Below are 13,823 nucleotides of genomic sequence, written 5' to 3'. Positions count from 1 at the left end.
CTGCCCATCCGTATCCGACGTCCGCACTTCCAAAACCGGCAACTATATTCCTCATACTTCGAGTTGCTTGGGGTTAGTTGCGTACGGTTACTCAGCTCATTAATGAAGCTGGCCTTAAAGGGGCCACCGTAAACAGCGTTCAAAACACACTAAGTTTTGACAACTAATTCGAATTATTTTGGGTATAGATGCGCGAGGGCAAAATCATAAGTTTCTGTTGAAATGCCCTCGCACATCCAGTAGCTGAACGTAGTCAATATCGCCGCACCTTACACCGAGGGCGGTGCGGGCACCAATCAGCTACCCCGATAGGTTGAATAACCGTATTGGCTGAGCAATAGAGGAATGTGATAATGCTCCTCAGTGGAGGAAATATGGAACTCTACTGGGATCTGAGGGAAAAAACTTTCCTGTTTTTGGTCAGCGAAATATTTTGCCGTTTTGAACACCACTCGGTAATCACCCACCACCGGGGTTTGGTCTGGGTAGAGAGCTTTAATTCGACCATCTGCATCGGTAGTAGCGGTATTCAACATCTTCCAACCATCACCTTGCTTTTGTTCAAGAGTGACTTCAACACCCTGAGCGGGCTTACCAGTTTGTTGATTCAATATGTGGGCACTTAACAAATTCTTCCCGGCGGCCATTACAGTTGCGGGAGCAGCAAGCATGACTGCCAGAGTCAGTGCAGGCAAATATTTTTTCATCTTAAATTCTCCAGAGTTGATTACGGCTTCTTTTTTACACTAATGACTTGTCAAAAAAACGTTCAGAAATATGACAATAATATCTTTGCTATCAGGATAAAGCGCTAAAGGTTCGCTGTTAGTCACGGACGCAGCCAACCCCCAAACGACGTGAAGTACGAAGGATGGATTATGAAGGTTACAACAAAAAGCCCTGGCTAGGGTAGCCAGGGCTTTAATCAGTCACTATTCAAACAACTGTGTTAACAAAGAATGTAACTTATTCCTCGTCACTACCACTCAGGCTGCCTGCATTCAGTAACTCAGCCAGGTTTGCTGTTGCTTCTTCCGCGCTAACCTGCGCAACAACAGGTACCTCACCTTGTGCTTTACGGCGCATACGATCCTGGTGATAAGCGTAACCGGTACCGGCTGGGATCAGACGGCCCACAATCACGTTCTCTTTCAGACCGCGCAGTTCATCACGTTTACCGGCAACCGCCGCTTCAGTCAGAACACGCGTCGTTTCCTGGAATGATGCAGCAGAGATGAAGGACTCGGTCGCCAAGGAAGCCTTGGTAATACCCAGCAGATCACGTGAGAAGGTCGCCGAGATCTTACCATCAGCTTCTAACTGACGGTTGGCAATCTTGATACGTGATACTTCAGCCTGTTCGCCTTCCAGGAACTCAGTGCCGCCGGCACTAACGATGGTACCTTTACGCAGCATCTGACGAACGATAACTTCAATGTGCTTATCGTTAATCTTAACGCCTTGCAGACGATAAACTTCCTGCACTTCGTTAGTAATGTAGCGGGTAACCGCATGCACACCACGCAGACGCAGAATATCGTGTGGAGACTCAGGGCCGTCAGAAACAACGTCACCACGTTCCACGATTTCGCCTTCAAATACGTTGAGCTGACGCCATTTCGGAATCATCTCTTCGTAAGCGTCACTGCCATCCAATGGTGAGATAACCAGACGGCGTTTGCCTTTGGTCTCTTTACCGAACGAGATAATCCCGCTGATTTCAGCAAGAATTGCCGGTTCTTTCGGACGACGAGCTTCAAACAGATCAGCTACGCGTGGCAGACCACCGGTAATATCCTTGGTACCGCCAGATTCTTGTGGAATACGCGCCAAGGTATCACCCGCACCGATCTGAATGCCGTCTTCCAACTGTACAATCGCTTTACCTGGCAGGAAGTATTGAGCTGGCATATCAGTACCAGGGATCAACACGTCGTCACCTTTAGCATCAACGATTTTCAGTGCTGGACGCAAATCTTTACCACTACCGGTACGCTCTGCACTATCCAGTACCACCAGTGAAGACAAGCCAGTCAGTTCGTCGGTCTGACGAGTAATGGTCTGGCCATCAACCATATCGGCGAAGCGGATGAAACCACTCACTTCAGTGATAACTGGCATGGTGTGCGGATCCCAGTTTGCGACAGTTTCGCCACCGCTAACCTCAGCACCGTCACCTTTACCCATCACTGCACCGTAAGGCACTTTATAACTTTCTTTGGTACGGCCAAATTCGTCGATCAGCTTCAACTCGGTGTTACGTGAAGTAATCACCAGTTTACCGACTGCATTCATAACGAACTTCACATTACTCAGCTTCAGGCTACCTTTATTCTTCACCTGGATGCTGGATTCTGCTGCCGCACGCGATGCCGCACCACCGATGTGGAAGGTACGCATCGTCAGCTGTGTACCCGGCTCACCGATAGACTGAGCCGCGATAACACCAATCGCTTCACCTTTGTTGATAATGTGGCCACGTGCCAGGTCACGACCATAGCAGTTAGCACACACGCCAAAGTCAGTTTCGCAACTTACTACAGAACGGACCTTAACGCTGTCAACGGAGTTCTCTTCTAACAGATCACACCATTTTTCATTCAACAGGGTGTTACGTGGTACCAGAATATCCGCCGTACCCGGCTTCAATACTTCTTCTGCCGTCACACGACCCAGTACACGCTCACGCAGTGGTTCTTTAACATCACCACCTTCGATAACCGGTGTCATCATGATGCCGTTATGGGTACCACAGTCATCTTCAGTCACCACCAGATCTTGCGCTACGTCAACCAGACGACGCGTCAGATAACCGGAGTTTGCTGTTTTCAGTGCGGTATCCGCCAAACCTTTACGAGCACCGTGTGTTGAGATGAAGTACTGTAGTACGTTCAAACCTTCACGGAAGTTCGCCGTGATTGGCGTTTCGATGATTGAGCCATCGGGTTTCGCCATCAAGCCACGCATACCCGCCAACTGACGGATCTGAGCAGCAGAACCACGAGCACCGGAGTCCGCCATCATAAAGATGCTGTTAAAGGAAACCTGTTGTTCCACCACACCATCACGGTTAACCACATCTTCAACCGACAGATTTTCCATCATCGCTTTAGCAACACGTTCGTTCGCTGCAGCCCAGATATCGATCACTTTGTTGTAGCGCTCACCTGCCGTTACCAAACCAGACTGGAACTGCTCCTGGATCTCGGCAACTTCGGTTTCAGCTTCTTCAATGATCTCTGCTTTTTTCGCTGGGATCACCATGTCATCGATACCGACTGATGCGCCTGAACGGGCAGCATAAGCAAAACCGGTATACATGATCTGGTCAGCGAAGATAACCGTCGGCTTCAAGCCCAGGATGCGGTAACAGGTGTTCAGCATCTTGGAGATCGCTTTTTTGCCCAAAGACTGGTTAACGATCGAGTACGGCAGACCTTTCGGTACGATCATCCACAGGATGGCACGACCGATGGTGGTATCAATAATCGAAGTCTGCTGAATTGTTTCACCTTCAACCTGTTTGATCTCTTCTGTAATACGCACTTTGACACGTGCATGCAGAGAGGCCAATCCGGCACGATAAACACGTTCCGCTTCTTTCGGACCCGTCAGAACCATGCCTTCGCCTTTGGCGTTAACACAGTCACGAGTCATGTAGTACAGACCCAATACCACGTCCTGAGAAGGAACGATGATTGGCTCGCCGTTCGCTGGTGACAGGATGTTATTGGTTGACATCATCAATGCACGCGCTTCCAACTGAGCTTCCAGCGTCAGCGGTACGTGCACAGCCATCTGGTCACCATCGAAGTCGGCGTTATAGGCCGCACAAACCAGTGGGTGCAACTGGATGGCTTTACCTTCGATCAGAATCGGTTCAAACGCCTGGATACCCAAACGGTGCAGGGTTGGAGCACGGTTAAGCAGTACCGGGTGTTCGCGGATAACTTCGTCCAGGATATCCCAAACGACAGCTTCTTCACGCTCAACCATTTTCTTGGCAGCTTTAATTGTCGTTGCCAACCCACGCAGTTCCAACTTGCCATAGATAAACGGTTTGAACAGCTCCAGTGCCATTTTCTTCGGCAGACCGCACTGATGCAGACGCAGGTATGGACCTACGGTGATAACAGAACGACCAGAGTAGTCAACACGTTTACCCAACAGGTTCTGACGGAAACGCCCCTGCTTACCTTTGATCATATCGGCCAAAGATTTCAGCGGACGCTTGTTGGAACCGGTGATCGCACGGCCACGACGGCCGTTATCCAGCAACGCATCGACGGCTTCTTGTAACATACGCTTTTCGTTGCGCACGATGATATCTGGCGCAGCCAGATCCAGCAGGCGTTTCAGACGGTTGTTACGGTTGATCACCCGGCGATACAGATCGTTCAGATCTGAAGTCGCGAAACGACCGCCATCCAACGGAACCAGTGGACGCAGATCCGGTGGCAGTACTGGCAACACGGTCAGGATCATCCACTCTGGTTTATTACCAGACTGTACGAACGCTTCCAGCAGCTTGATACGCTTGGTCAGCTTCTTGCGCTTGGTTTCTGAATTGGTTTCATTCAACTCTTCGCGCAGTTGCTCACATTCAGCTTCCAGATCCATGTTTTTCAACAATGCCTGAATAGCTTCAGCACCCATCTTGGCGTCGAACTCATCACCAAACTCTTCCAGTGCATCGAGATACTGCTCTTCAGTCAGGATCTGACGACGCTCGAGGTTGGTCATACCGCCTTCAACCACCACGTAGGATTCGAAGTACAGTACACGTTCGATATCGCGCAGTGGCATATCCAGCAACAAACCGATACGCGATGGCAGCGATTTAAGGAACCAGATATGCGCCGTAGGGGAAGCCAGTTCGATGTGCCCCATACGCTCACGGCGTACTTTGGTCTGGGTCACTTCAACACCGCACTTCTCACAGATCACACCACGATGTTTCAAGCGCTTGTACTTACCGCACAGGCACTCATAATCTTTTACCGGCCCAAAAATACGGGCACAGAAAAGGCCGTCACGCTCAGGTTTGAACGTACGGTAGTTAATGGTTTCCGGCTTTTTAACTTCACCGAACGACCATGAACGGATCATATCTGGCGATGCCAGAGCGATCTTGATTGCATCAAACTCTTCGGACTTGGTTTGTGCTTTCAGAAACTTTAATAAGTCTTTCACGGATTGGCTCCTGTCGGAGTTAAACCTGTTGGGTGTGCGCTGACAAAGCGCTCACCCGTGTGACCTGAACAACCACCCTCTGGCTCCCTAAGGTCTGGAGCCAGAGCTGGAGTGACGATTACTCGTCTTCCAATTCAATGTTGATACCGAGCGAGCGGATCTCTTTCAACAGTACGTTGAACGATTCCGGCATGCCTGGTTCCATACGGTGATCGCCATCCACGATGTTTTTGTACATCTTGGTACGCCCGTTGACGTCATCAGACTTAACGGTAAGCATTTCCTGCAAGGTGTAAGCGGCACCATAAGCCTCCAGTGCCCACACTTCCATCTCACCGAAGCGCTGACCACCGAATTGTGCCTTACCACCCAGAGGTTGCTGAGTAACCAAGCTGTAAGAACCGGTAGAACGAGCGTGCATTTTATCGTCAACCAAGTGGTTCAGTTTCAGCATGTACATATAGCCAACAGTAACCTGGCGCTCAAACTGCTCACCAGTACGGCCATCAAACAGCGTAATCTGACCGGAGGTCGGGATACCGCCCATTTCCAGCAATTGTTTGATTTCAGTCTCTTTCGCACCATCAAAGACTGGAGTAGCGATAGGCAACCCTTTCTTCAGGTTTTCTGCCAGACGCATCACTTCATCATCAGAGAAGGTGGACAGATCGACTTTTTGGCAAACATCATCGCCTAGATCATAAGCTTTCTGGATGAATTCACGCAGTTTGGCCACTTCCTGTTGCTGCTTGAGCATTTGGTTGATCTTGTCACCAATGCCCTTGGCAGCCATACCCAGGTGAGTTTCCAGGATCTGACCAATGTTCATACGTGATGGAACGCCCAGTGGGTTAAGGACGATGTCAACCGGCGTGCCGTTTTCATCGTATGGCATATCCTCGATCGGATTGATCTTGGAGATAACACCCTTGTTACCGTGGCGACCCGCCATCTTATCACCCGGTTGAATCTGACGCTTAACGGCCAGATAAACCTTAACGATTTTCAGCACGCCTGGTGCCAAATCATCACCCTGAGTGATCTTACGACGCTTGGCATCCAGCTTCTTCTCAAAGTCAGATTTCAGTTCGTCATACTGCTCTGCCAACTGTTCCAGCTGGTTTTGCTTATCTTCGTCCGTCAGGCCCAGCTCCAACCAGCGATCACGCGGCAGTTTGCTCAGCTTCTCGGCTTCGATACCGCCAGCAACCAGAACGGCGTGGATACGTGTGAACAGGCCAGCTTCCAGGATCTGCAGTTCTTCAGTCAGGTCTTTTTTCGCCTGCTTCAACTGCATCTCTTCGATTTCCAACGCACGCTTGTCTTTTTCCACACCATCGCGGGTAAAGACTTGCACGTCGATGACCGTACCGGAAACACCGTTAGGAACACGCAGAGAAGAGTCTTTAACGTCAGACGCTTTCTCACCGAAGATGGCACGCAGCAGTTTCTCTTCTGGCGTCAGTTGGGTCTCACCTTTCGGTGTTACCTTACCAACCAGAATATCACCACCGGTCACTTCCGCACCGATATAGACAATACCTGACTCATCCAGCTTGGAGAGTGCCGCTTCACCCACGTTAGGGATGTCAGCAGTGATCTCTTCTGGCCCCAGTTTGGTGTCACGAGACACACAAGCCAGTTCCTGGATGTGGATAGTGGTAAAGCGATCTTCCTGTACTACACGCTCAGAGACCAAAATGGAGTCTTCGAAGTTGTAGCCATTCCACGGCATGAACGCAACACGCATGTTCTGGCCTAATGCCAGCTCACCCAAGTCCGTTGACGGGCCATCTGCCAGCACGTCACCACGTTCGATAGGTTCTCCCAGATTCACACATGGCATCTGATTGATACAGGTGTTCTGGTTGGAACGGGTGTATTTGGTCAGGTTATAAATATCAATACCGGCTTCACCTGGATACATCTCGTCTTCGTTAACTTTGATAACGATACGGGAAGCATCCACGTACTGAACGACACCACCACGCTTGGCTACGGCAGTAACACCGGAGTCAACCGCTACAGCACGTTCCATCCCGGTGCCCACCAGTGGTTTGTCTGCACGCAGGGTTGGTACCGCCTGACGTTGCATGTTCGCACCCATCAAGGCACGGTTGGCGTCATCATGCTCCAGGAATGGAATCAACGATGCACCTACAGAAACCACCTGCTGGGTCGATACGTCCATGTAGTCAACCTGGTCACGGCTAAACAGGCTTGATTCGCCTTTGCTACGACAGGTGACCAAGTCTTCTTCGAAGCGGCCTTCATCATCCAGGTTGGAGTTCGCCTGGGCGATAACGAAGTTGCCTTCTTCAATGGCAGACAGGTAATTGATTTCATCGGTAACGATGCCGTCACGCACGCGGCGGTATGGCGTTTCCAGGAAACCATATTCGTTGGTCTGTGCATACACCGACAACGAGTTGATCAAACCGATGTTTGGCCCTTCTGGCGTTTCGATTGGACACACACGACCATAGTGAGTCGGGTGTACGTCACGGACTTCAAAGCCGGCACGTTCACGAGTCAAACCGCCTGGGCCCAATGCAGAGATACGACGCTTGTGCGTAATCTCAGACAACGGGTTGTTCTGGTCCATAAACTGAGAAAGCTGGCTGGAACCAAAGAACTCTTTCACCGCCGCAGAGATTGGCTTGGCGTTGATCATGTCCTGAGGCATCAGAGTATCCAGATCCCCCAGTGACAAACGCTCTTTCACCGCACGTTCAACACGCACCAGACCGACACGGAACTGGTTCTCGGCCATTTCGCCAACGGAACGGATACGACGGTTGCCCAAGTGGTCGATATCGTCCACTTCGCCTTTACCGTTACGGATATCAATGAGCTTCTTCATCACTTCAATGATGTCGTCTTTGCTCAGGATACCCGAACCTTCGATCTCGTCACGCAACAGAGAACGGTTGAACTTCATCCGGCCAACCGCAGAGAGATCATAACGATCTTCAGAGAAGAACAGGTTCTCAAACAGAGTTTCTGCTGCTTCACGTGTTGGTGGTTCACCAGGACGCATCATGCGGTAGATTTCTACCAACGCACTTAAACGGTCACTGGTGGGGTCGACACGTACAGTTTCAGAGATATAAGCGCCGTGATCCAAGTCATTGGTGAAGAGTGTCTCGATTTGTTTGTGACCAGACTGGCTCAATTTAGCCAGCAGATCCAGGGACATCTCCATATTGGCGGCACAGATCAGCTCACCCGTATTGGTATCGATATAATCTTTCGCAACCACTTTGCCAGCAATGTACTCTACTGGCACTTCAATACTTTGAATCTCGTCTTTTTCAAGCAGCCGGATATGGCGGGCAGTGATACGGCGGCCTTTCTCAACGTAGATTTTACCGTTGGCTTCAATATCGAAAGAGGCGGTTTCACCACGCAGACGCTCAGGAACCAGCGCCATCTGCAGCTTGTTGTCGCGGATCTCGAAAAGGACTTTTTCAAAGAACAAGTCGAGGATCTGCTCGGTGGTGTAGTTCAGTGCACGCAGAATAATGGTCGCTGGCAATTTGCGGCGACGGTCAATACGCACAAACAGGTTGTCTTTCGGGTCAAACTCGAAATCCAGCCATGAACCACGGTAAGGAATAATACGTGCGTTATAGAGTACTTTACCCGAAGAGTGGGTTTTCCCCTTATCGCTGTCAAAGAACACACCTGGGCTACGATGCAACTGAGAGACGATAACGCGCTCAGTACCATTGATGACAAAGGTCCCATTTTCAGTCATGAGCGGAATTTCGCCCATATAGACTTCTTGTTCCTTGATGTCTTTGACCGTGCCTTCAGGTGCTTCGCGTTCGTAGACAACCAGGCGCAGTTTTACACGCAGCGGTGCAGAATACGTCACGCCACGGATCTGGCACTCTTTGACGTCGAACACCGGCTCGCCAAGACGGTAGCTAACGTATTGCAGCTCCGAATTGCCACTGTAGCTCTGGATAGGGAAAACTGAACGGAATGCGGCTTCTAAGCCGTATTGCCCTTCTGGATCTTGCTCGATAAACTTCTGGAACGAGTCAAGCTGGATAGAAAGGAGATAAGGTATGTCCAGTACTTGTGGACGCTTACCAAAATCCTTACGAATACGTTTTTTCTCGGTATAGGAGTAAACCATAGGGTTCCTCAGCTCGCTGGAAAGTCGAACCATTCTGTCCGTCCGATTAGGACAGTTCGTGCAACACCGTTTTTCGATCAGAAAGTAGAAAATACTTTCCCCAAAATCTGTTGCTATCACGCTTAAACCATTTCATTGCGTCTTCCCCCAGAACTCCTGGGTGAGCAAAGCCGCAGTATATTAAGTCATCAATAGAAACAAACATTGGTAGGCAAAACCAGCAGCCAAACAGTGAGAAACGCTACTGGGCCCTACAGCGCAAAAAGGCTGGTGACTATTTAGTCACCAGCCACCAGCCTAAAAGACTAGGCTGCAACTAGAAAAATTGGCTTATTTAACTTCAACTTCCGCGCCAGCTTCTTCCAGAGATTTTTTCAGAGCTTCAGCGTCATCTTTGCTCACGCCTTCTTTCAGAGCGGCTGGAGCAGATTCAACCAGATCTTTAGCTTCTTTCAGACCCAGGCCGGTAGCGCTACGTACTGCTTTGATAACAGCAACTTTGTTAGCGCCTGCAGCTTTCAGGATAACGTCAAACTCAGTTTTTTCTTCAACAGCTTCAGCTGGGCCAGCAGCAACAGCTACAGCGGCAGCAGCAGAAACGCCGAATTTTTCTTCCATAGCAGAAACCAGTTCAACAACGTCCATTACAGACATAGCAGCAACGGCTTCCAGGATTTGGTCTTTAGTGATAGACATAGCAATTGTTCCTAAAATTCAGAAATAGTTTAAATACGTTAGCAAAGGCTAAGAAAGAGTGGCTTAAGCCGCTTCTTTCTGATCGCGCAGAGCAGCCAAAGTGCGAACCAGTTTGCCGGCAGCGGCTTCTTTCATGGTTGCCATCAGGCGTGCGATTGCTTCATCGTAAGTAGGCAGCGTTGCCAAGCGGTCGATTTGTGCCGCAGGGATCAGCTCACCTTCAAAGGCCGCAGCTTTAACCTCGAACTTTGCATTCGCTTTCGCGAACTCTTTGAACAAACGAGCAGCTGCGCCCGGGTGCTCATGAGAGAATGCAATCAAGGTAGGACCGACAAACGTGTCTTTCAGGCATTCGAATGGAGTGCCTTCAACTACGCGACGCATCAGAGTGTTACGAACAACACGCATGTAAACGCCAGCTTCACGACCTGCTTTACGCAGTTCAGTCATTTTATCTACAGTAACGCCACGGGAATCCGCAACAACCGCAGACAGCGCGCCTTTGGCCACTTCGCTGACTTCAGCAACAATCGCTTGTTTGTCTTGAAGATTTAATGCCATTAGCTTTTTGCTCCTGGATTAGCCGGGGAATATCCCCGGAACTCACTTCACTCAACATCCGAAAAACATCGGCTATTGAGCGGCTTAACACGGTGAGCAGAATCCAGAAAAGACCATTCTTTATGAAAAGAAAAATTTCTTTAGGCTCTGTCACCGTCTACGCAGGAAGGATTAAGTATCTTGCGATACACCTGCGGTCTTGGACGGAGGCCTGGATAGGCCAGGCTCCAACCGAAAATCTGTTGTTCCACATCAAGCAGAACATTGGGGCGAGGATTCTAGACTAATCCTTGCCCCAAGTCAAAGCGATAATCGCAAGCGATTAGTTTGCTGCAGCAGACAAACCGCTTTGATCGATAGCAACACCCGCACCCATGGTGGTGGAGAGGCTAACTTTCTTGATATAAACACCTTTCGCCTGTGATGGTTTTGCTCTCTTCAGCGCAACCAGCAGAGATTCCAGGTTTTCTTTCAGCTTGTCTGCGTCGAAATCAACCTTGCCGATAGTGGTGTGGATGATACCGTTTTTATCGTTACGATAACGAACCTGACCTGCTTTAGCATTTTTCACTGCTTCAGCAACGTTCGGTGTAACAGTACCCACTTTCGGGTTTGGCATCAGACCGCGTGGCCCCAAAACCTGACCCAGTTGGCCAACAACGCGCATTGCATCTGGAGAAGCAATAACCACGTCGAAGTTCATTTCGCCTTTCTTGATCTGATCAGCCAGATCTTCCATACCTACCAGCTCTGCACCGGCAGCTTTTGCTGCTTCAGCATTAGGGCCTTGGGCAAATACGGCGACACGAACGCTACGGCCAGTACCGTGTGGCAGCACAGTAGCACCACGAACGTTTTGGTCTGATTTACGAGCATCGATGCCGAGGTTAACAGCAACGTCAACGCTTTCTACAAATTTAGCGGTAGCCAGCTCTTTCAGCAGGGCAACAGCTTCGGTGATGTCGTACTGTTTAGTCGCATCAACTTTCTCACGGATCACGCGCATGCGCTTGGTCAGCTTAGCCATTTCTTAACCCTCCACTACCAGGCCCATGGAACGAGCAGTACCTTCGATGGAGCGAATCATCGCTTCAACATCAGCACCAGTCATATCCGCAGCTTTGGTTTCTGCGATTTCACGAACCTGCGCACTCGTCACTTTACCAACTTTGTCTTTGTTCGGCTTGCCAGAACCAGACTTGATACCAGCCGCTTTTTTCAGCAGAACAGCCGCTGGCGGGGTTTTGGTAACGAAGGTGAAAGAGCGGTCAGAATAAACGGTAATAACAACAGGAATCGGCAGGCCTTTTTCAATGCTGTCAGTTTTAGCATTGAACGCTTTACAGAATTCCATGATGTTAACACCTTGCTGACCCAGAGCTGGACCAACAGGTGGACTTGGGTTAGCCATACCAGCTGAAACTTGCAGCTTAACGTAGGCTTGTACTTTCTTGGCCATTGAAATTTCCTCGTATGGGTAGTATCGCCTCCTACTAAGAGGCTCCCCGTGTTTCGCCCCGCTCTGAAAGCGAGACATCTAAAAACAAAAGGCGCGGAATTGTAGTGCAATTCCACGCCTATGACAAGTAGCAACCCCACTTGCCGTGCTGATTAATTGATCAGCCTTTCTCTACCTGGCTGAAATCCAATTCCACCGGTGTCGCTCGACCAAAGATGGAAACAGACACTTTCAGGCGGCTCTTCTCATAATCCACTTCTTCAACAACCCCGTTGAAGTCAGCAAATGGACCATCATTAACACGCACCAGCTCACCCGGTTCAAACAGCGTTTTCGGACGTGGTTTATCCCCAACCTGCTGCAGGCGGTTCATAATCGCATCCACTTCTTTATCGCTGATCGGTGCTGGACGATCAGAAGTCCCACCGATGAAGCCCATCACACGAGGAACACTACGTACCAAGTGCCAACTGGCGTCATTCATCACCATCTGAACCAATACATAACCAGGGAAGAACTTACGCTCACTCTTGCGACGTTGGCCACCACGGATCTCAACCACTTCTTCCGTGGGCACCATGACTTCGCCAAACAGCTCTTCCATATCATGCAATTTGATATGCTCACGTAGCGATTGAGCTACGCGACCTTCAAAGCCAGAAAACGCCTGAACGACGTACCAACGTTTTTTTGGGGCTTCCGACATTTTAGAACCTCAGGCCAGTAATAAACGATACCAGACGGACCAGAATACCATCCAGGCCCCACAAAATCAGTGACATAACGGCTGTTACCGCAGCAACGATCAACGTGGTGTGTAGCGTTTCCTGACGAGTTGGCCAGATCACCTTACGTACTTCAATACGCGCTTCGCGTGCAAACGCAACTGTCGCTTTGCCCTTATTGGTCATCAACGCCACTACACCAGCAACGGCAATAATCACCACAACTGCCAATGCGCGCAATGGCAGGCTGTACTCACGGAAGTAGTTATTACCGACAATAGCCACAACCAATAGAACGACGACGATCAACCACTTGGTCACTTCCAGGCCACGCCCGCTGCCATGTGCCTCGGTATTCGCACTCATAAACCAACCTGTCACTAATGATTCAATCAAACAACTTTGCCTCATTATACGAGGCAAACCAAACCGAACAGGTGCCAACTCACAGCACCCCGGTGTTTCACGCCATGACATATTTCAGTCAATGCGGCTTAAGAGCCCATCTCACCAAGGATTACCACTGCAAAATCGCTGATGAGATAGGTTCTAGTTTAAAGCGTACAAAAAGGGCATCAAATGATGCCCTTTTCGCTATGTCGCGTCAAATATTATCCGCAATTAAGCGATAACTTTGGCAACAACACCTGCACCAACGGTACGGCCACCTTCACGGATTGCAAAACGCAAACCGTCATCCATCGCGATTGGGTGGATCAAGGTCACTTTCATGTTCACGTTGTCACCTGGCATCACCATCTCTACGCCTTCTGGCAGTTCGATGGTACCGGTTACGTCAGTTGTACGGAAGTAGAACTGTGGACGGTAACCTTTAAAGAATGGGGTATGACGACCACCTTCTTCTTTGCTCAGGATATACACTTCTGAATCGAACTGAGTGTGCGGCTTGATTGAGCCTGGCTTGGCCAGAACCTGACCACGCTCGATATCTTCACGCTTGATACCACGCAGCAGAACACCCACGTTCTCACCAGCACGACCTTCGTCCAGCAGTTTGCGGAACATTTCAACACCGGTACAG

Annotated in this window: 10 protein-coding genes; all 10 read right to left on the bottom strand. The window is 49.8% G+C overall.

The features are described from left to right. Positions 1-296: 296 nt before the first annotated feature. The gene (gene hiuH / locus AC2A06_RS17175) at positions 297-707 is read right to left on the bottom strand and encodes a hydroxyisourate hydrolase (RefSeq protein WP_484381084.1); all 411 of its coding nucleotides are present in this window, start codon (positions 705-707) and stop codon (positions 297-299) included. A gap of 259 nt (positions 708-966) precedes the next feature. Then, on the bottom strand, positions 967-5,193 hold the full coding sequence (gene rpoC / locus AC2A06_RS17170) for a DNA-directed RNA polymerase subunit beta' (protein ID WP_023490708.1): 4,227 nt from the start codon (positions 5,191-5,193) through the stop codon (positions 967-969). A 118-nt stretch (positions 5,194-5,311) separates the two neighbouring features. Continuing rightward, complete coding sequence (gene rpoB / locus AC2A06_RS17165) at positions 5,312-9,340, bottom strand: DNA-directed RNA polymerase subunit beta (protein WP_023490707.1); 4,029 nt, start codon at positions 9,338-9,340, stop codon at positions 5,312-5,314. A gap of 330 nt (positions 9,341-9,670) precedes the next feature. After that, entirely contained in the window at positions 9,671-10,036 is a 366-nt protein-coding gene (gene rplL, locus AC2A06_RS17160; protein WP_023490706.1) for a 50S ribosomal protein L7/L12, read from the bottom strand. A 63-nt stretch (positions 10,037-10,099) separates the two neighbouring features. Further along, positions 10,100-10,597, bottom strand: a complete 498-nt coding sequence (gene rplJ / locus AC2A06_RS17155; protein ID WP_023490705.1) for a 50S ribosomal protein L10 — start codon at positions 10,595-10,597, stop codon at positions 10,100-10,102. Between the two features lie 322 nt (positions 10,598-10,919). Next, on the bottom strand, positions 10,920-11,624 hold the full coding sequence (rplA, locus tag AC2A06_RS17150; RefSeq protein ID WP_484381083.1) for a 50S ribosomal protein L1: 705 nt from the start codon (positions 11,622-11,624) through the stop codon (positions 10,920-10,922). A gap of 3 nt (positions 11,625-11,627) precedes the next feature. Next, entirely contained in the window at positions 11,628-12,056 is a 429-nt protein-coding gene (rplK, locus tag AC2A06_RS17145; protein WP_023490703.1) for a 50S ribosomal protein L11, read from the bottom strand. A gap of 160 nt (positions 12,057-12,216) precedes the next feature. Beyond that, positions 12,217-12,762, bottom strand: a complete 546-nt coding sequence (gene nusG / locus AC2A06_RS17140) for a transcription termination/antitermination protein NusG (protein WP_004929914.1) — start codon at positions 12,760-12,762, stop codon at positions 12,217-12,219. 1 nt (position 12,763) lies between these two features. Then, positions 12,764-13,147, bottom strand: a complete 384-nt coding sequence (gene secE, locus AC2A06_RS17135; protein WP_023490702.1) for a preprotein translocase subunit SecE — start codon at positions 13,145-13,147, stop codon at positions 12,764-12,766. Positions 13,148-13,402: 255 nt separating this feature from the next. Then, a partial coding sequence (locus AC2A06_RS17130) for an EF-Tu C-terminal domain-related protein (protein WP_484381082.1) occupies positions 13,403-13,823 on the bottom strand: 421 nt, incomplete at its 5' end.

Source organism: Serratia sp. HNCC26DJ244, assembly GCF_057180565.1.
Note: the sequence above shows the minus strand (reverse complement) of the source record. Positions and strands in the feature narration are given on the sequence as shown.

Bases quoted from the DNA above. Each gene is read 5' to 3' on its own strand.
- hiuH (WP_484381084.1), bottom strand. From the start codon at position 707: ATGAAAAAATATTTGCCTGCACTGACTCTGGCAGTCATGCTTGCTGCT.
- rpoB (WP_023490707.1), bottom strand. From the start codon at position 9,340: ATGGTTTACTCCTATACCGAGAAAAAACGTATTCGTAAGGATTTTGGT.
- rplL (WP_023490706.1), bottom strand. From the start codon at position 10,036: ATGTCTATCACTAAAGACCAAATCCTGGAAGCCGTTGCTGCTATGTCT.
- rplJ (WP_023490705.1), bottom strand. From the start codon at position 10,597: ATGGCATTAAATCTTCAAGACAAACAAGCGATTGTTGCTGAAGTCAGC.
- rplA (WP_484381083.1), bottom strand. From the start codon at position 11,624: ATGGCTAAGCTGACCAAGCGCATGCGCGTGATCCGTGAGAAAGTTGAT.
- rplK (WP_023490703.1), bottom strand. From the start codon at position 12,056: ATGGCCAAGAAAGTACAAGCCTACGTTAAGCTGCAAGTTTCAGCTGGT.
- nusG (WP_004929914.1), bottom strand. From the start codon at position 12,762: ATGTCGGAAGCCCCAAAAAAACGTTGGTACGTCGTTCAGGCGTTTTCT.
- secE (WP_023490702.1), bottom strand. From the start codon at position 13,147: ATGAGTGCGAATACCGAGGCACATGGCAGCGGGCGTGGCCTGGAAGTG.